This is a genomic window from Longispora urticae (assembly GCF_053902585.1).
Genome location: NZ_JAQZSH010000008.1, coordinates 151552 through 168871, shown reverse-complemented (window position 1 = coordinate 168871; position 17320 = coordinate 151552). Strand labels below are relative to the sequence as shown.

Genomic DNA, 17320 nt, shown 5'->3' with positions numbered 1-17320 from the left:
CCCCCCCCCCCCCCCCCCCCCCCGCCCCACCCGGTGTCCCACCCCGAGCCACCCCACCCCACCCCACCCCGAGCCGAGCCGAGCCGAGCCGAGCCGAGCGAAGCCGAGCCGAGCCGAGCCCCATTACTAACCCCGCGTGCCACAGCCAGCGCCACTTAGGCCCGCACGGTGCACCGGACCGGGACGGCAGGACGGGACGCACGGATCGGGTAGGGCACACCGGCGGCCGGTACCCGTCGAGCGGTGGATCTTCGGGGGTGAACGTCGGCGACGGAGCGGCGCGGGGAAGGTAGGGTCGGCCGGGTGATCACTCTTCGACCGCTCCGCGACAGTGACGCCGAGGACCTCGCCGCCGCGTGCAACGACCCGCTGATCCAGCGGTTCGTGCCCAGCCTCCCGGCGCCGTACTCGCGGGAACACGCCCTCTGGTGGATCCGGGACGGCGCGCCGACCGTGGCCGCCCGGGGTGGCCAGATCTGGGCGATCGTCGACCCGGCCGACGACCGGCTGCTCGGCAGTGTCGCCACCCAGCCCGGCACCCTGGGCTACTGGGTGGCCCCGTGGGCCCGCGGCCGGGGGGTCGCCACCGAGGCGACCCGGCAGGGCACGGCCTGGGCGTTCGCGCACGGGTACGAGCGGCTCGAACTGACCACCCACCCCGAGAACGTGATCAGCCAGCGGGTCGCCCTGGCCGCCGGCTTCCGGAGCGAGGGCCTGCGGCGTGCCGCCGAGCAGAGCAGGGGCGGCGGCCGGCACGACATGCTGGTCTGGTCCCGGCTGCCCTCGGATCCGCCCGGCCCGACCCGCCGGCTGATCCCGGACCTGCCGGGCGGCGAGCTGACCGACGGCGTGATCACGATCCGCCCGATCGGGCCGGCGGACGCGGACGCGATGTTCGCGCTGCGCAACCTGCCGGAGGTCGTGAAGAGCAATGTGCCGCCGGTGGAGCTCAGCCGCGAGGAGGTCGAGGAGCGCTGCCGGCTCGCGCCCGGCGGGTGGCTGACCGGCGTCAGCGTGGACCTGGGCATCTGGGAGGCGGCGAGCGGCGCGTTCGTCGGCGAGATCGGCCTCTACTACCACGAGCCCCCGACCCAACAGGCCATGATCGGGTACTCGGCGCTGCCCGCCTTCCGCGGCAAGGGGTACACGACCCGGGCCGCGAACCTGGTCGCCGAATGGGCGTTCGCGCAGGTGGGCGTCATGCGCCTGATCGCGGGCACGGCCCCGGAGAACATCGGTTCCCAGCGGGTACTGGAGAAGGCCGGCTTCGTCCGGGAGGGCTACACCCGCTCCCGGCTGCCCGGCCCGAACGGCACCCGGATCGACGACATCCTCTGGGCCCGCTTCCCCGGCTAGGTCCGCCCAACGGCTACCGGCCACCCGGGCCGCGCGTCGAGCGGAGGCCGGCCCCGAGGTGCAGGTGCCGCCGGGCGGGCGGTAGGCGCCCGACGGCCCAGCGGCACCTCGTGCCCGTCGGAGGGTCCTAGCGGGGGTCGGTGGCGAGTTTCGCGCCAATCCAGGAGTCGACCGGCTCGCCGCGGTGCCGGAGCTTCCCGCGCTGCGTGCCCTCGACCACGAACCCGGCCTTCTCGGCGGCCCGCCGCGACCCGTCGTTGCCGACGAATGCGTTCCACTCGATCCGGACGAGGCCCAGTTCCTCGAAGCCCCAGCGGGTGACGGCGCGCAGGGCGGCGGTGCAGTATCCCTGGCCGCGGGCCCACGGGGCGGTCAGGAAGCCCACCTCGCCGAGGGTCGGACCCATGATCCGCAGGTCCATGTTGCCGGCCCACCGGCCGTCCGGGCCGCACACCGCGAAGATGGCCGCCTCGCCTCGCCGCCACCCCTGGGCGGTCCGCCCGACGAAGCCCTCGGCCATCTCCCGGGTGTAGTCCAGCGGCATGGACGTCCACCGCACGATCTCGGGGTCCACGCACGCGACCAGCATGTCGTCGGCGTCGCGCGGTTCGGGGGCCCGGAGGGTCACGGGACCCTCGACGAGTACCGGCGGCGGAGAGCTGAACACCCGGGTACGACGGCCGTCGACCGTCGGGAAGCCGTGCTTCTCCATCCGGGCCAGGTCGGCCGGCAGCAGCGCGCCGACCATGCCGTCGACCGGCTCCCCGTCCCGTTCGATCAGGGCCTCGCGCTGCACGCCCTCCATCACGAAGCCGGCGCGCTCGGCGACCAGCTGCGACGGCAGGTTCCCGATCCTGGCCCGCCAGAGCAGCCGCTGCACGTGCAGGGTGTCGAACGCCCAGCGGGAGACGAGCTTGAGGGCCTCGGTGGTCACGCCCCGGCCCCGGCCGCCCGGGGCGACCCAGTAGCCGATCTCGGCGACCCGGGCCTCGACGTCGTGGTCCACCACGCCGATGGAGCCCAGCAGCAGGCCGTCGTGGTCGAAGATGCCGAACTGCCCAGAAGCCGCGCCGGTGACGAAGCCGACGGCGTGCTCCCTGAGGTACGGGACGGGCACCCTGGTCCACCGCTGGATGGCAGGGTCCTGGCACGCGGCGAGGACCTGGTCGGCGTCGGAGCCGCGCCACGCGCGGAGTACAAAAGAATCGGTCTTGATTTCCACCACCAGATCATGCGTGCTGACATCAGCTGTGAGCGAACAGGATTTTTCGGAACACCAGGGTGGGGTCGTCACTGGGGGGATTGCCGCCTACGATGGTCAAGCGAATACCTCCCAGGGAGTGCTGACCCGTGTCGATTTTTGAAAAGCTTCTCCGCGCCGGCGAAGGCCGCATGGTGCGCAGGCTGAAGGCCATCGCCGACGCCGTGAGCTCGATCGAGGACAACTACGTTGACCTCAGTGACGAGGAGCTGCGCGAGCAGACCACCCTCTTCAAGGAGAGGCTCGACGAGGGTGAGACTCTCGACGACCTCCTCCCGGAGGCGTTCGCGGTCGTCCGCGAGGCGACCAAGCGGGTCCTCGGCAAGCGGCACTACGACGTCCAGATCATGGGTGGCGCCGCCCTGCACTTCGGCAACATCGCCGAGATGAAGACCGGTGAGGGCAAGACGCAGACGTGTCTGCTCCCGGTGTATCTCAACGCGCTGGCCGGCAAGGGCGTGCACGTCATCACGGTCAACGACTACCTCGCCCAGCGGGACGCCGAGTGGATGGGCCGGGTGCACCACTTCCTCGGCCTGACCGTCGGCGCCATCCTGCCGAACCAGTCGCCCGCCGACCACAAGGCCGCCTACGAGGCCGACATCACCTACGGCACGAACAACGAGTTCGGCTTCGACTACCTGCGCGACAACATGGCGTGGTCGAAGGAGGAGATGGTCCAGCGCGGCCACTACTTCGCCGTGGTCGACGAGGTCGACTCGATCCTGATCGACGAGGCCCGGACCCCGCTGATCATCTCGGGCCCGGCGGACCAGGCCGGCCGGTGGTATGAGGAGTTCGCCCGGGTCGTCGGTCGGATGACCAAGGGCGAGGATGGCCACTACGAGGTCGACGAGTCCAAGCGGACCGTCTCCATCTCGGAGAAGGGCATCTCCCGGGTCGAGGACGTCCTCGGTGTCGACAACCTCTACGAGTCGGCCAACACCCCGCTCGTCGGCTACCTGAACAACGCGATCAAGGCCAAGGAGCTCTACAAGAAGGACAAGGACTACATCGTCTCCGACGGTGAGGTCCTGATCGTGGACGAGTTCACGGGCCGCATCCTGCACGGCCGGCGCTACAACGAGGGCATGCACCAGGCCATCGAGGCCAAAGAGGGCGTGGAGATCAAGCAGGAGAACCAGACCCTGGCGACGATCACCCTCCAGAACTACTTCCGGTTGTACGAGAAGCTGGGCGGCATGACCGGTACGGCCCAGACCGAGGCCGCCGAGTTCAACAAGGTGTACAGCGTCGGCGTCGTGTCCATCCCGACCCACCGACCGATGATCCGCGTCGACAAGGCCGACGTCATCTACAAGACGGAGATGGCCAAGTTCGAGGCCGTCGTCGAGGACATCGTCGAGCGGCACACCCTCGGCCAGCCCGTCCTGGTCGGCACCGTCTCCGTGGAGAACTCGGAGCTCATCTCCGGCCTGCTGAAGAAGCGCGGCATCCCGCACGCGGTCCTCAACGCGAAGTACCACGCGCGGGAGGCCGAGATCGTCGCCCAGGCCGGGCGCAAGGGCGGCGTCACGGTCGCCACGAACATGGCCGGCCGGGGTACGGACATCCTGCTCGGCGGCAACCCGGAGTACACGGCGGCGGCTGAGCTGCGCAACGCCGGCGTCACCGAGGAGGACGAGAAGTACGCGGAGCTGTGGGAGGCCGCCCTCGAGCGCGCCGAGGAAGCCTGCGCCGAGGACAACGCGGCCGTCATCGAGGCCGGCGGGCTCTACGTCCTCGGCACCGAGCGGCACGAGTCCCGCCGGATCGACAACCAGCTCCGGGGCCGTTCCGGCCGGCAGGGCGACCCGGGCGAGTCCCGGTTCTACCTGTCCCTGCAGGACGAGCTGATGCGCCGGTTCCGTTCGGGCGCCGTCGAGGCCGTCATGGACCGGTTCAACATCCCGGACGACGTGCCGATCGAGTCGAAGATGGTGTCCCGCCAGATCAAGGGCGCGCAGACCCAGATCGAGGGCCAGAACGCCGAGGTCCGCAAGAACGTCCTGAAGTACGACGAGGTGCTCAACAAGCAGCGCCAGGTCATCTACGCCGAGCGCCGCCGGGTGCTCGACGGCGAGGACCTGCACGAGCAGGTCCGGCACATGATCGACGACACGATCGCCGGTTACGTGCAGGGTGCCACCGCCGACGGCTACGCCGAGGACTGGGACCTGGAGCAGCTCTGGACGGTCATGAAGCAGACCTACCCGGTCGGCGTCACGATCGAGGAGCTCGAGGACGAGGTCGACGGCCGGGGCGGCATCGAGGCCGAGTGGCTGCTGGAGCGCCTCAAGGAGGACGCGCACACCGCGTACGACAACAGGGAGACCGAGCTCGGCGAGGCCCCGCTCCGCGAGTTGGAGCGTCAGGTCCTCCTCGCCGTCATCGACCGCAAGTGGCGCGAGCACCTCTACGAGATGGACTACCTGCAGGAGGGTGTCGGCCTCCGGGCGTATGCCCAGCGCGACCCGCTCGTGGAGTACCAGCGCGAGGGCTTCGACATGTTCAACCAGATGCTCGAGGGCGTCAAGGAGGAGACCGTCTCCTACCTGTTCAACCTCGAGGTCAAGGTCGAGGAGCCGGCCCCCGCCGCCGCCGAGCCCGGTGACACCATCACCCCGCTCCCGGAGGGCTTCGGCGGCGAGCCCGAGCACGTCGAGATCCGCGCCAAGGGCCTCGGCGGCCGCGGCCCGCAGCAGCTGCACTACTCGGCCCCCACCATCGACGGTGAGGCCGGCGCGGGCGGCGTCGTGCACCACGAGGAGGCTCCGGCGCTCGGTCTCGGCGTCGGTCCGGCGTCCCCGATGTCGGCCGGTGCCAAGCGTCCGGCGCCCGGCCAGAAGGTCGGCGGGGGGCCCTCGCGGAACTCGCCGTGCCCCTGTGGCTCGGGCAAGAAGTACAAGCGTTGCCACGGGGCTTCCGAAGGGGAGTGACCTGTGACGTCCGGCCCCCGACACCACTGGTGCCGGGGGTCGTTCGCTGTCCGGGGCACGTTCGGCCCGGGGCGGGGCCGCCGTCAGGGCGGCGGATCGGCGGCAGGCCATCCGCCCGCGGGGATCGGGCCGATGCGGAGTCGGGCCATCAGTGTCTCGATGTCCGGGGCCACTTCGATCCAACCGATCTCTCGAAGGTAGAGGACTCGCGGGGCCGTGGTGGCGCGGCGGTAGTCCAGGGCGAAGGGTTGGTCCGGGCCGAGATCGCCGATCAACAGGCACTGGTCGAGGTCGATGTCATAGGGCGGCTTGCCCACGAAGAGCTCGTAGTAGTCGGGGGTCGGGTCGCGGATGCTGAGCGTTTCCCGTTCGATGGCGGCGGGGCCGTAGAAGTACGGCAGCGCGGCCTCGTCCGCGAAGACAGCCTCGATGACGTCCCGGTCGGCGGGAGCTCTCCACTCGTCTGCGGCTATCGCCGCTCCCAGGGCCGGGGGAAGTCGCAGTCCGAGGACGAGTTCCGGCGGGTACTGCCCGGTGTTGGTCACCGGCCGATCATCCCAGGCCAGGCTCTGACGCGTGGCCCGCTCGTCGGCCACGCGTCAGAGCCTGTGGGAGTACCCGTCTCAGTGGGTGTCGGGCTTCGCCGGGCCGCCCGGGCGCAGTGACTGGAGGTGGGTGCACAGCCAGGTGTCGGCCGGGCGTTCCAGCCGCAGGGTCATCGCCCAGATCCGGCTCGACCGGTGCAGCATCACCACCGCCTCGATCACCGACGGGGCGGGGGAGGACACCCGGAGCGAGGAGACCCGCGCCGTACCCGGTGTGCCCCGTTGCTGGTCGATGTCGAGGACCAGTTGGCGGTGCGCGTCGGGGGAGCAGACGGCCCGCAGTGCCTGGGCGGGGCGGTGGCCGGTGAGTGCCTCCAGGTAGAGGCGGAGGAAGACTCCGGCGGCCCGGGTGGCCCAGCCCTCGGGGCCCCGGATGGTGGTGCGGCCCGGGCGGGTGCCGGCGGGGCCGGAGGGGCGGGTGCCGGCGCGGCCGGCGGTGGGGGTCCGGGTGGTGTCGGGGTCGGGCCGGGCCGGCTGCGGGCCGACCGGTCGCCTGCCCGGCGCCGAGCCCCCGGCCACGGCGCTCCCCGTCGCTGCCGGATGGACCCCCACCTGCGGCGCCGCCGCCAACCGTCGGACCTCCACCCGCGCGATCCCCGGCTCCTCCAGGCACAGGCCCCCGCAGCACACCCCCGCGCAGCACGACTCCTGCTCGTACGGGGGCTCGGACGGCGGAACGGGCCCGATCATGACGTGCATACAGCCTCCCGAAGCCTACGTTTACCCCCGTTTGCGTCTGGGACGTTCTACTGAGCTCCGACAGGCACGCGCCAGACTGGATCGCCTATCCGACACTATCGTCGGCGATGAGGGGATTCTCGCGGATCCAGACGGCCGTTTCGGCGTACATCCGCTCGATGTAGCTCTCGACCTCGGTGCGCTCGACCCGCCACTGGCCCCGCCCCCCGATCTTGATCCCGCGCAGCTCACCGCTGCGGACCAGGTGGTAGACCTGGGAGGTCGAGACGTTCAGCAGGTCGGCGACGTCCGCCAACTGCAGGAACCGTGGCTCCATGGGGTGCGCCTCCGGGGCGAGGGGTACGGTTTCCTTAGTTTGCCACCGATGGCGTTGAGGAGCAGCACATGCGGGTCTACCTGCCGGGCACTCTTCCCCTGCTCGCCGCCCTGCGCGCCGACGGTCAGCTGGGCCCCGGCCCGCTCGCCGCGCACGCGGTGACCCCGGGCCTGCGGGAGTGGTATGTGGAGGGCGACGAGGAGGAGCTGGAGTTCGTGGCGTTCACCGCCGCGGCCCAGGCGGCTCTCCAGCTGCTCCGGTTCGACGCGGCGGCCCCGCGCCGCCGGGTGGTGATCGCGGCCGACGTGCCGGACGCGCACGTGAAGCCGGAGCAGGAGCTCGGGTCGAGCCTGGTGGAGCTGAGTTCCCCGGTGGGGCTGAAGGCGGTCGTGTCGCTGCACGTGGACGACGCGGACGCCGCGCCGGACGTCACGGCGGCGGTGGACGTGATCCTGGAGGCGCTGGCCGGCGACGAGGACGCCCAGTTCACGGTGGACGGCACCGAGGACCACGACCTGGCCTGGTTCGACGTCTCGGAGCTGGACCAGCTCCTCAACGGCTCCTGACCCAGACCTCCGAGGGGTACGAGGGACCCGCGCCCCGGCACTCACCGGCCCCGCGCCCCGTGGCCGCCCTGGTTCAGGACTTGCTGGCCTCCTCGCGGCTCTCCGTCACAGCGGCCGGAGCGGTGGCCGGCAGCGGGGTCCCGAACACCGACACCGGTTCCGGCTGGTCCGCGTCGGCAGGGAACGCCACGGCCTCGGGCTTCGGGGCGGGCGGCTCGTCGGCGCCGGCCGGCCGCATGGTGCGCCCGATCAGGATCGTGGCCGTGATCGCCCCGGCGAACAGCAGCGCGATCCCCGAGTTGACCCGGGGCCCGATCTTCGTGGACAGCAGTTCCTCGGCGATCACGGATAGGTCCGCGAGCGGGGCGACGAGCCGGGGGGCGGTCAGCCAGGCGAAGCCCTCGGACAGGATGGCCAGGAACCCGGCGACACCCCCGGCGGCCAGGTAGGCGGCCCAGTGCAGGGCGGGGCCGCGCACCAGGTACCGGAAGGCGACCACCCCGGCGACGATGCCCGCGAGGACGCCGAACGCGAGGAGCATCCGGTTCTCGGCCGCGTTGACCGTGTCGATGGTCTTGCCCGCGCCGAACAGGGGCGCGATCTTCGGGCCGAAGATGTTCAGGATCACCTTGGCGAGGAACGCGGCGTACGTGCCCGCGATGCCGGCCGCGATCAGCCGGACGGGGCGGATCGCGGCGAACAGGCCGCCGACCAGCGCCGCGGCCACCAGGCAGACCGCGATCACGGCGGAGCTGCGGGTGTCGCGGATCATGGCGAGGGCGAGCGCGCCGGCCAGTACCCCGAAGAGGAGTCCTGCTCCGGCACTGACCGCGAGGCGCTTCGGGCCCGTGGTGGCGAACCGGAGCGTGGCCACGGCGCACAGGCCGGCCGCGGCTCCGGCCGCGAGGACCACCGCGACCAGCTGGAACAGGTTCTGGGCGGCGCTGATCAGGCCGGAGTCCATGCCGCCGCTCTCGGCGAGGGAGGCACGAAGCGCCCAGAGGAGGGCGAACAGCCAGGCGAGGCCGATTCCGAGCAGGATCGCGGCGTTGCCGGGCTTGAGTGGGGCGGGAGGAGAGTCGGTCATCAGGGGCTCACTCCATCGACGCGGGGGTGACAGCATCCGAGGGTACGTGGCGGGCGAGAGGACTTGCCCTACCGGGCAAACGAGTGTGGTGTCCGTCAGGTGACGATGACCAGCCGAGACGTGGGATGATTGGCTCCGCCCGCCAGCGAAGTCGAGCTATCAGGAGTAGCGATGGACGCCCTCTTCACCGTTCCGGACGCGCGCAACGAACCGGTCCGCTCGTACGCCCCGGGGAGCCCCGAGCGGGCCAGCCTGCAGACCAGGCTCGCCGAACTGGCCGGCGAGCAGCTCCAGCTCACCTCCACGATCGGCGGCGAGCAGCGGATGGCCGGCGGCGAGGAGCTGCCCGTCGTGCAGCCGCACAAGCACGCGCACGTGCTCGGCGTCACGGCCAACGCCACGACCGCCGACGCGCGGGCCGCCGTGCGGGCCGCCAAGGACGCCGCGCCGATGTGGCGGGCCCTGCCGTACAGCGAGCGGGCCGCGATCTTCCTGCGCGCCGCCGACCTGCTGGCCGGCCCGTGGCGGGACACCCTGAACGGCGCGACGATGCTGGGGCAGTCCAAGACCGTCCAGCAGGCCGAGATCGACGCGGCGTGCGAGCTGATCGACTTCCTGCGGTACAACGTGGCGTTCGGCTCCCAGCTGCTCGCCGACCAGCCGAAGTCCTCCGACGGGATCTGGAACCGGTTCGACCACCGGCCGCTCGAGGGCTTCGTGCTCGCGATCACGCCGTTCAACTTCACCGCGATCGGCGCGAACCTGCCGATGGCCCCGGCCCTGATGGGCAACACGGTCGTGTGGAAGCCGTCGGTGACCCAGCAGTTCGCCGCGCACTTCACGATGCGGCTGTTCGAGGCGGCCGGCCTGCCGCCCGGCGTGATCAACATGGTGACCGGCGACGGCCTCGCGGTCTCCGAGGTCGCCCTCGCCGACCCGGACTTCGCCGGCCTGCACTTCACCGGTTCCACGCCGACGTTCCAGAAGCTGTGGACGACGATCGGCAACAACATCTCGAACTACCGGGGCTACCCGCGGATCGTCGGCGAGACCGGCGGCAAGGACTTCATCATCGCGCACCCGTCGGCCAACGCGGCGGCGGTGAGCACGGCGATCGTCCGGGGCGCGTTCGAGTACCAGGGCCAGAAGTGTTCGGCGGCCTCCCGCTCGTACCTGCCGCGCTCGATCTGGAACGCGATCAAGGACGACCTGGTCGCCACCACCGAGGGCCTCACCTACGGCGACGTCTCCGACTTCTCCAACTTCGGCGGCGCGGTGATCGACCGGCGCGCGTTCGACAAGCACGCGGCCGTGTTCGACCGGGTGCGCGGCGCGTCCGGGGTCTCCGTGCTGGCCGGCGGCACGACCGACGACTCGGTCGGCTACTTCGTCCGCCCGACCCTGATCGAGTCCACCGACCCGACGCACGAGATCTTCACGACCGAGTACTTCGGCCCGATCATGGGCGTCTACGTCTACGACGACGCGGACTTCGAGAAGGTCGTCAAGCAGGCCGAGAACGCCTCGCCGTACGCGCTGACCGGCTCGATCTTCGCCGACGACCGCCGGATCGTGGACTGGGCGGCCAACGAGCTGCGGTTCTCGGCCGGCAACTTCTACATCAACGACAAGCCGACCGGCGCGGTCGTCGGCCAGCAGCCGTTCGGTGGGGCGCGCGCGTCGGGCACCAACGACAAGGCCGGCTCCTGGCACAACCTGCTCCGCTGGATGTCGCCGCGCACGATCAAGGAGACGTTCGTGCCGCCGACGGACCACCGCTACCCGCACATGGGCTAGTTCTCCGCGCACCACCCGGCCGGGTTCCCCACGGGGAGCCCGGCCGTTCGGGTCTCCGGCATACTGGACACATGACCGAACGGCGGGTGCTGTACGGGGACCGGCGGCCCTACACGGTCCCGGACTCCCTCGCGGAGCTGACCGGCCCGACCGAGGGCGTCGTGGAGCTTCCCCCGCGCCTGGACTGGTCGGAGCAGCGCCGCTACGACCTGTCCGACCCGGCGGAACTCAGCCTGATGTACGAGGTCGTTCTCCGGGAGTCCCTGCGCCCGGAGGACCTGCGGGCATACCTCGACGGCCGTACCCTGCGCCGGGTCTGGCGACGGGTCTACCTTCCGGTCAGGGTCCGCCAGCTCTGGGAGACCCGCTTCGACGAGCTGCGGGCGGCCGAGTAGTGGACCCGCTGCACGAGCGGATCGCCCGGGTCGCCCTGCGCGCGGCGGCACCTTTCGGCTTCTGCCTTGCCGGGGGCTACGCGATCCAGGCGCACGGCATGGTCCACCGGCGTTCCGAGGACGTGGACCTGTTCACGGAGGCGGCGGCCGAGGCGCGGTTTCCCGAGGCTGTGGACACGGTGGTCCAGGCGCTCACGGCCGACGGGTTGACGGTGCGGGTCGAGATCCGCAGTGAGTCCTTCGCCCGCCTGCATGCCGCGGACCAGGTCGCCGAGGCCAAGCTGGAACTCGCCATCGACTGGCGGGCGCACCCGCCGACGATCATGGACATCGGCCCGGTGCTCCACCCTGCCGACGCGGTAGCGAACAAGCTCGGGGCCCTCTACGGTCGTGCTGCCGTCCGCGACTACGTGGACATCGGCGGCGTGCTGGCCAGCGGTCGGTTCACCGGGCCTGAGCTGCTTCGGTTGGCCATCGAACACGATCCCGGGTTCGACCCGGTCCTGTTCGCCGAGGCGCTGGCTGCGGTAGACCGGCTCCCAGCGAGCGCGTTCGCCCACTACGACCTCAGTGCTGAGCAGGTGGGCGAGCTCCGCGACCGGTTGGTCGCCTGGTCGACCGAACTGCGCGGATGACACCGATCGAGGACTGACCTTCCGGGGACGAGGTGGCCGGGGAGCCCGGCCGTTCCACCGCCCCGACCTGCGGATACGTCCCACCCCGGGCTGGCGGGTCTTGCGGGGATCCGGGCGCGTGCCGAGACTGTGGGGGACAGTCACACGGGGAAAGGACACTGTCATGCGTAAATCTCTGTTGGTCGCAGCCGTCTTCGTCGCCGGGGTGTTCGGGATGGCGGGCCCGGCCGCGGCCGATCCCGGCACGTCCGGCACGGACAACGTCGCCACCCACGGGTCGGTGGTCAGCCCGGACAACACCGCGACCCACGGGTCGGTGGTCAGCCCGGACAACACCGCGACCCAGGGCTCGTTCGCGGGCCCGGACAACATCGCCACCCAGGGCTCCTTCGCGGGCTCAGGCGGGGCGGACAACGTCGCGACCGAGGGGTCGTAGCGCGGGACGGTGAGGCGGCCGCGAGGTCGTAGCTGGAGCCCACGGGGCGGATGTCGGTCGACGGCATCCGCCCCGTGGCGTGTCCGGGGGACGCCGCTGGCGGGCGCTGAGCGCGGTCGATCGAGGACCCCGCCGACCCATCGACCACGGTGCAAGGGTGCGACAAGGGCCGTATTGGTGATCAACTATTGACCACCAGGTGTGACGGCGCTAACGTCATCGAATAATTTAGGAAACATTCCTAAGAGTTGTTCCGTCTCCTCACCCCTCGGGAGCCGAAGTTGTCCAGACGAGTCCTGCCGGCCGTCGTCGCCGCCTGTGCGGCACTGGCCGCAGCCGTGTTCACCTTCAACATCGGACCGTCGTACGCCGCAGCCAATGAGGACTGTCGCCCCGACGGACTGGCCCGGAGCGCGGGCGTCGACGCCCCGTACTGCGCCGCCTACGACACCAACGGCCGCGAGAAGATGGGCGCCGGCGTCAACCGCCGCGTGATCGGTTACTTCACCAACTGGCGCACCGGGACCAACGGCGCCCCCGCGTACCTGGTGAACAACATCCCGTGGAACAAGGTCACCCACCTCAACTACGCGTTCGCGCACGTCGACGGGGCCAACAAGCTCTCGGTCGGCGGCGGCGGGGCGGCCAACGCCTCGACCGGCATGACGTGGCCGGGCGTGCCCGGGGCCGAGATGGACCCGAGCTTCCCGTACCAGGGGCACTTCAACCTGCTGAACAAGTTCAAGAAGCAGTACCCGAACGTGAAGACGCTCGTGTCCGTCGGTGGTTGGGCCGAGACCGGCGGCTACTTCGACGACAACGGCACCCGGGTCGCCTCGGGCGGCTTCTACACGATGACCGAGAGCCAGGCGAAGATCGACACCTTCGCGGACTCGGCCGTCTCGTTCATCCGGCAGTACGGGTTCAACGGCGTCGACATCGACTACGAGTACCCGACGTCGAACAAGGACGCGGGCAACCCGCTGGACTTCACGGTCGCCAACGCCAAGCGGGGCCAGCTCATGGCCGGCTACGTGAACCTGATGCGCACCCTGAAGCAGAAGCTGGACGCCGCGAGCGCCGCTGACGGCAAGTACTACATGCTCACCGCCGCCGTCCCCGCCTCGGGCTGGCTGCTGCGCGGCATGGACGTCTACCAGGTCACCCAGTACCTCGACTACGTGAACGTCATGACCTACGACCTGCACGGCGCCTGGAACGAGTACGTGGGCCCGAACGCCGCGCTGTTCGACAACGGCCAGGACTCCGAGATGATCGCCGGGAGCGTCTACAGCTCGTACGGCCAGATCGGCTACCTCAACGGGGACTGGGCACTGCACTACTTCCGGGGCAGCATGCCCGCGGGCCGGATCAACCTCGGGTTGCCGTACTACACCCGGGGCTGGGAGAAGGTGACCGGCGGGACCAACGGCCTGTGGGGCACCTCGAAGGGCTCACCGTGCCCGGCCGGCACCACGGTCTGCGGCGCGGGCGCGATCGGCATCGACAACCTGTGGCACGACGACAAGCCCGGGACCACGGAGGAGGAGCCGGCCGGCTCGAACCCGATGTGGCACGCGAAGAACCTCCAGCAGGGCATCCCGGGTGACTACCTGGCCAAGTACGGCCTGGACCCGAACCTGCCGAAGAACAAGCTGACGGGTACGTACACCCGCAACTACAACGCCACCATGGCCGCCCCGTGGCTGTGGAACGACCAGAAGAAGGTCTTCCTGTCCACCGAGGACGACGTGTCGGTGAACACGAAGGCGCAGTACATCGCCGACAACGGGTACGGCGGCGCGATGATGTGGGAGCTGGCCGGCGACTACGCGTGGGACGCGGCCAAGGGCCAGTACTTCATGGGCAACACGCTGACCACCGCGCTGTACGACAAGCTCCAGACCGGCGCCCCGTACGGCGCGACGAAGTCGAACAAGACCATGCCGACCGCGACGCTGGACGTCGGGATCGACGTGGGCGGCTTCCCGGTCGGCGACTCCAACTACCCGATCACCGGCAAGATGAAGGTCACGAACCGCTCGACCGTCGACATCCCGGGCAGCGCGAAGCTCGAGTTCGACATGCCGGTCAGCACCACGGCGGAGATCGGCCAGCAGACCGGGTGGACGCTCACCGTCACCCCGGGGCGCAGCGGCTCGAACTCCGGCGGTCTGAAGGCCGACTTCCACCACGTGACGATGACCCTGCCGAGCTGGCAGACGATTCCGAAGGGTGCTTCCGCCGAGGTCGTCATGACCTGGAAGCTGCCGGTGTCCGGACCGTCCAACTACACCCTCACGTTCGGGGGTACGTCCTACCGCCTCTCGGCCGACCACCCGCGCGGCGGTACGACGAACCCGACGACGGCGCCGCCGACCACGGCTCCGCCGACGACCCGGCCCCCGACCACCGCGCCGCCGACCACGGCTCCGCCCACGACGGCCCCGCCGACCACGCGGCCCCCGACGACGGCGCCTCCGACGACGGCTCCGCCGACCACCCAGCCCCCGACCTGCTCGGTGGCGGCGTGGACCGCGGCGACGGTCTACAACGGCGGAGCGCAGGCCTCCTACAACGGCCGGATCTGGAAGGCGAAGTGGTGGACGCAGGGAGAGACGCCCGGAGTGGCGGCGGTGTGGGAGAACATCTCGGCCTGTGGGCCGGCGACCTCGTCCCCGCCCGGGACGTGCACCACCCCGCCGTGGGTCACCACGACCGCGTACTCCGGCGGAGCGGTGGTGGTCCACAACGGGAAGAAGTACCGCGCCAAGTGGTGGACCCAGGGCGAGACGCCCGGTACCGCCGCGGTCTGGGAAGACCTGGGCACCTGTAACAGCTAGGTGAGACACGTACCGCCCCCGGCCCACGCCGGGGGCGGTACTAAATTCTGGGCATGACTCCGAACGCCGCCTGCGGTCTGCTGGCCGAGCCGGAACGCCTCCGGGTGTACGCCGCCGTCGTCCTCGGCGCGGGCCTGCCCAGCGAGATCGCCGACCGGTCGGGCGTGGACATGGACACCGTCCTCAAGGCGCTGCGCCGCCTGCACCGGGGCGGCCTGCTCTCCCTGGTGGACGGCCGGTACGCCGCCGACGCCGCCCCCTTCAAGGACGCGATCCGGCTGGCCGCCGCCACCGAGCCCCCGGTCACGCCGCTGGACCCGGACCCGAAGCGCGACGCGGTCCTGCGGGCGTTCATCCGCGACGGCCGCCTGGTGCACATGCCCGTGGCGCGGGCCAAGCTGCGGCTGGTGCTCGAACACATCGTGGCGGGCTTCGAGCCGGGGGTGCGCTACCCGGAGCGCGAGGTGAACGCGATCCTGCGCGCCTGGTCCGAGGACTACGTGACCCTGCGCCGCACCCTGATCGACAACGTCCTGCTGACCCGCGACGCGGGCGTGTACTGGCGCTCGGGCGGGCCGGTGGAGGTCTGAGCGGCCCGCCGGGCCCCAGCTAGCGGACCCGCAGCGACGCCAACGGCCGGTACGTCAGCCCGAGGCGGCGGAACAGCCGGATCGCCCCGCAGTTCCACCCGTCCACGAGCAGCCCGACCCGCCCGTACTCGGTGAGCATCTCGTCGACCAGGAACCCGCAGGTCGCGGCGGAGTGCCCCCGGCCCCGGGTCTGCGGGTGGGTGGCCGCGCCGGACAGGAAGCCGACGGTCGGGGCGCTCCACGCGTCGGCGGCGACGGCGGCGAGCCGGCCCCCGCAGTCCCGCAGCCCAGCCCAGCGCCGGACGCCCTCGACCCGGGGGCGGGCCTTGGCGGACGGCCACGCGGCGTCGAGCAGCTTGCTGATGTCCCGGTCGTCGTCGGCGGTCAGCCAGCGGGCGGAGCTCGGTACGACGGCGGGCCGGCGGGAGGTCTCCATCCAGCCGAACGTGTCGACCATGGTCACGCCGGGCACCCGGTTCGCGAGTTCGCGGATCAGGGGGGCGTCACCGATCGTGCGGTAGCTGGGGCCCACCTCGGCCAGCACCTTCGGGACCAGCACCGCGAGGTCGTCGGCCGAACCGGCGACGGCGAGGCGGTCGCGTTGGTAGAGCGCGGGGGACGCCACGGCGAACGCGTCGCCGTGGGAGTAGGCCCGGGACTGTCCCTGGGCCGCCCATGCGAGTAAGGGATCCTCGTCGCCGGGCTCGTTGGTTTCCTGCACGGGTCCAGCGTGCATCCGTTGGCGGCAAAAGGGGGGATGCCGGTACCCGAATGTGATTTACGACTCTGAATCTGGCCTGGTTGCAACCGTGCGGGCCCGCGACGCAGCGCGAGGCTCCGGCCACCGTGGGCCAAACCGCGCCTAACGCCCCAGCTAGGCTGGCCGTCACGGAACGTGAACTCCCGGGCCCCCGTGCCGTCCCGCCGATATCGCGGTACGGTGACGATCGTGACCGATGAGACATGCCCACTGTTCGGCGAGCAGGGCGGGAAGCTGACCTACGGGAGCTACCTCCGCGTCCCCGAGCTGCTCGAGCTCCAGATCCCCGAGTCGTCGCCCCCGGCACACGACGAACTGCTGTTCATCACCATCCACCAGGTGTACGAGCTGTGGTTCAAGCTGATGCTGCACGAGCTGACCGACGCCCGGGACCGGATGCTGACCGGCGAGGCGTACGCGCCCCGGGTCCGCCTCGAACGCAGCCAGGCCATCATGCGGGTACTGGTCAGCCAGGTGGACGTGATCGACACCATGACGCCGCAGGACTTCCTCGCCTTCCGGGAGAAGCTCGCGCCCGCGTCCGGGTTCCAGTCCGTCCAGTTCCGCGAGATCGAGTTCCTGTCGAACCTCAAGGACCCGACCTACCTGGACCGGTTCCGGGGCCTCACCGAGGCCGAGGAGGGCCGGCTGCGCCTCCGGCTGGACGAGCCGAGCCTGTGGGACGGCTACGTGACCCTGCTCGCGCACCACGGGTTCTCCGTGGCCAGCGAGGAGGAGCGCGAGGCCGCGCTGAAGCAGATCGCGCACGACCGGGAGAAGTACGGCGCGCTGTGGGACCTCGCCGAGGCGCTCATCGCGCACGACCAGGCCCTGGCCCTGTGGCGCTCGCGGCACGTCCTGATGGCCGAGCGCCAGATCGGCACCAAGCCGGGCACGGGCGGCAGCGCGGGCGGCGCGTACCTGCGCTCCCGGATCGCGCTCCGCTGCTACCCGGAGCTCTGGTCGCTGCGCTCCGCGCTCTAGAAAGACGTCGAGGGGGGTACCGCCGGCCCGCGGTACCCCCCTCGTGCCGTG

The 17320-nt window shown here is 71.0% G+C and carries 16 protein-coding genes; 10 read left to right on the top strand and 6 right to left on the bottom strand.

From position 1 onward, the window contains the following. The first annotated feature begins 303 nt into the window (after positions 1-303). Positions 304-1356 carry a GNAT family N-acetyltransferase gene (locus tag PT931_RS04565; RefSeq protein ID WP_456244424.1) on the top strand — a complete coding sequence of 351 codons (1053 nt, stop codon included), beginning with the start codon at positions 304-306 and terminating at the stop codon, positions 1354-1356. Between the two features lie 127 nt (positions 1357-1483). On the opposite strand, the gene PT931_RS04560 is transcribed toward PT931_RS04565, so the two are convergent. Further along, the gene (locus PT931_RS04560) at positions 1484-2578 is read right to left on the bottom strand and encodes a GNAT family N-acetyltransferase (RefSeq protein WP_456244423.1); all 1095 of its coding nucleotides are present in this window, start codon (positions 2576-2578) and stop codon (positions 1484-1486) included. Positions 2579-2706: 128 nt separating this feature from the next. On the opposite strand from PT931_RS04560, the gene secA reads away from it, so the two are divergent. After that, positions 2707-5556 (top strand): preprotein translocase subunit SecA, encoded by a 2850-nt coding sequence (secA, locus tag PT931_RS04555; RefSeq protein ID WP_456244422.1) that lies wholly within the window; start codon positions 2707-2709, stop codon positions 5554-5556. 83 nt (positions 5557-5639) lie between these two features. Here secA and PT931_RS04550 read toward each other — a convergent pair whose 3' ends face one another. The 3 genes from PT931_RS04550 to PT931_RS04540 form a co-directional block, all read right to left on the bottom strand. Continuing rightward, positions 5640-6152: a hypothetical protein gene (locus tag PT931_RS04550; RefSeq protein ID WP_456244421.1), complete on the bottom strand. Its 513-nt coding sequence runs from the start codon at positions 6150-6152 to the stop codon at positions 5640-5642. A gap of 27 nt (positions 6153-6179) precedes the next feature. Further along, a complete protein-coding gene (locus PT931_RS04545) occupies positions 6180-6860 on the bottom strand; it encodes an Rv3235 family protein (protein WP_456244420.1) in 681 nt (226 codons plus the stop codon). Between the two features lie 85 nt (positions 6861-6945). Then, positions 6946-7176, bottom strand: coding sequence for a helix-turn-helix transcriptional regulator (locus tag PT931_RS04540; protein ID WP_363727819.1), 231 nt, complete (start codon positions 7174-7176; stop codon positions 6946-6948). Between the two features lie 68 nt (positions 7177-7244). Here PT931_RS04540 and PT931_RS04535 point away from each other — a divergent pair, with 68 nt between their 5' ends. Continuing rightward, positions 7245-7742, top strand: a complete 498-nt coding sequence (locus PT931_RS04535) for a DUF6912 family protein (protein ID WP_456244419.1) — start codon at positions 7245-7247, stop codon at positions 7740-7742. A gap of 73 nt (positions 7743-7815) precedes the next feature. On the opposite strand, the gene PT931_RS04530 is transcribed toward PT931_RS04535, so the two are convergent. Beyond that, complete coding sequence (locus tag PT931_RS04530) at positions 7816-8829, bottom strand: hypothetical protein (protein ID WP_456244418.1); 1014 nt, start codon at positions 8827-8829, stop codon at positions 7816-7818. 171 nt (positions 8830-9000) lie between these two features. Between PT931_RS04530 and pruA the strand changes: the two genes are divergently transcribed. The 6 genes from pruA to PT931_RS04500 all read left to right on the top strand — a co-directional run bounded on the left by pruA (position 9001) and on the right by PT931_RS04500 (position 15525). Next, positions 9001-10626, top strand: coding sequence for an L-glutamate gamma-semialdehyde dehydrogenase (pruA, locus tag PT931_RS04525; protein ID WP_456244417.1), 1626 nt, complete (start codon positions 9001-9003; stop codon positions 10624-10626). Between the two features lie 71 nt (positions 10627-10697). Further along, positions 10698-11021, top strand: coding sequence for a hypothetical protein (locus PT931_RS04520; RefSeq protein ID WP_456244416.1), 324 nt, complete (start codon positions 10698-10700; stop codon positions 11019-11021). After that, positions 11021-11656 carry a nucleotidyl transferase AbiEii/AbiGii toxin family protein gene (locus tag PT931_RS04515; RefSeq protein WP_456244415.1) on the top strand — a complete coding sequence of 212 codons (636 nt, stop codon included), beginning with the start codon at positions 11021-11023 and terminating at the stop codon, positions 11654-11656. The genes PT931_RS04520 and PT931_RS04515 overlap by 1 nt, the downstream gene beginning before the upstream one ends. Before the next feature lie 163 nt (positions 11657-11819). Then, positions 11820-12092, top strand: coding sequence for a hypothetical protein (locus tag PT931_RS04510; RefSeq protein ID WP_456244414.1), 273 nt, complete (start codon positions 11820-11822; stop codon positions 12090-12092). A gap of 281 nt (positions 12093-12373) precedes the next feature. Continuing rightward, positions 12374-14935 carry a glycosyl hydrolase family 18 protein gene (locus tag PT931_RS04505; protein WP_456244413.1) on the top strand — a complete coding sequence of 854 codons (2562 nt, stop codon included), beginning with the start codon at positions 12374-12376 and terminating at the stop codon, positions 14933-14935. A 53-nt stretch (positions 14936-14988) separates the two neighbouring features. Continuing rightward, positions 14989-15525: a DUF2087 domain-containing protein gene (locus PT931_RS04500; protein WP_456244412.1), complete on the top strand. Its 537-nt coding sequence runs from the start codon at positions 14989-14991 to the stop codon at positions 15523-15525. A 19-nt stretch (positions 15526-15544) separates the two neighbouring features. Here the strand turns inward: PT931_RS04500 and PT931_RS04495 are convergent, their stop codons facing one another. Further along, positions 15545-16246: a GNAT family N-acetyltransferase gene (locus PT931_RS04495; protein WP_456244411.1), complete on the bottom strand. Its 702-nt coding sequence runs from the start codon at positions 16244-16246 to the stop codon at positions 15545-15547. Positions 16247-16474: 228 nt separating this feature from the next. Here PT931_RS04495 and PT931_RS04490 point away from each other — a divergent pair, with 228 nt between their 5' ends. Further along, entirely contained in the window at positions 16475-17269 is a 795-nt protein-coding gene (locus tag PT931_RS04490; protein WP_456244410.1) for a tryptophan 2,3-dioxygenase, read from the top strand. The last annotated feature ends 51 nt before the right edge of the window (positions 17270-17320 follow it).

Coding starts and splice junctions, on each gene's coding strand:
- PT931_RS04500 (WP_456244412.1), top strand. CDS start 14,989: ATGACTCCGAACGCCGCCTGCGGTCTGCTGGCCGAGCCGGAACGCCTC.
- PT931_RS04510 (WP_456244414.1), top strand. CDS start 11,820: ATGCGTAAATCTCTGTTGGTCGCAGCCGTCTTCGTCGCCGGGGTGTTC.
- PT931_RS04540 (WP_363727819.1), bottom strand. CDS start 7,176: ATGGAGCCACGGTTCCTGCAGTTGGCGGACGTCGCCGACCTGCTGAAC.
- PT931_RS04520 (WP_456244416.1), top strand. CDS start 10,698: ATGACCGAACGGCGGGTGCTGTACGGGGACCGGCGGCCCTACACGGTC.
- PT931_RS04545 (WP_456244420.1), bottom strand. CDS start 6,860: ATGCACGTCATGATCGGGCCCGTTCCGCCGTCCGAGCCCCCGTACGAG.
- PT931_RS04535 (WP_456244419.1), top strand. CDS start 7,245: ATGCGGGTCTACCTGCCGGGCACTCTTCCCCTGCTCGCCGCCCTGCGC.
- pruA (WP_456244417.1), top strand. CDS start 9,001: ATGGACGCCCTCTTCACCGTTCCGGACGCGCGCAACGAACCGGTCCGC.
- PT931_RS04530 (WP_456244418.1), bottom strand. CDS start 8,829: ATGACCGACTCTCCTCCCGCCCCACTCAAGCCCGGCAACGCCGCGATC.